Here is an 854-nt window from a genome sequence, read left to right as displayed (position 1 = left end):
CGCCCAGCGCCCAGCGCCCAGCGCCCAGCGCCCAGCGCCCAGCGCCCAGCGCCCAGCGCCCAGCGCCCAGCGCCCAGCGCCCAGTAGATGCTGACTGCGACCCTCCTCAGCGGACGGCACCGGCCCGCCCGGCGCACGACCCCGAGCCGTGAGGTGTGACCAAGAACGCGCCACGCGGGCACGCGATGCACACCGAGATGGCAACTCTCGGCTGTCCGTTCGCGTGCGGACACATCCGAAAGTTGCCATCTCGGCGGGGCGGCCGCCCACACGCGCGCTGCCGTCCGAACGAACAGCCGCGCGGCCCCCAGCACCCGTCACCCGCGCAGCACCCGTCACCCGCGCAGCACCCGTCGAGCGGGCAGCACCCGTCGAGCGGGCAGTAGATGCTGCCTCCGACGCGTGGAAGGCGGCATCTACTGCCCACTCGGCGTCGAGACCGGACCGCGCGCGGTTCGGGTCTAGTCGCAAGGGTGCTCAGGTGGGCACGGCTAGCTCGGTGCGCGGGTGGGCGGCCGGAGCAGGCACGTCCCGCGGATGGGCGCGGCCGGATTAGGCACGTCCCGCGGATGGGCGCGGCCGGACTAGGCACGTCCCGCGGATGGGCGCGGCCGGCACACGCACGTCCGGAGGACGGACGCGGCCGGAGCCGGCCGGTCTTGCTGCTGGAGCGCGCTCCCCGGGCCCCGCGACGGCGCGAGGATGGCGTGCGGCCGGCGTTCAGGTGACCGCGACGGGCGCGGCCGGCCGGCTGGACGCGGGTCGCGGGCGCTTCCAGGGAAACAGAAAGAGCCACCCCCGAAGGGATGGCTCTTTCTGAAATGATGTCCGGCGGCGTCCTACTCTCCCACACC

Source organism: Cellulomonas sp. GbtcB1, assembly GCF_019091725.1.
Lineage (GTDB): Bacteria > Actinomycetota > Actinomycetes > Actinomycetales > Cellulomonadaceae > Cellulomonas.
This window is presented reverse-complemented; position numbering follows the sequence as displayed.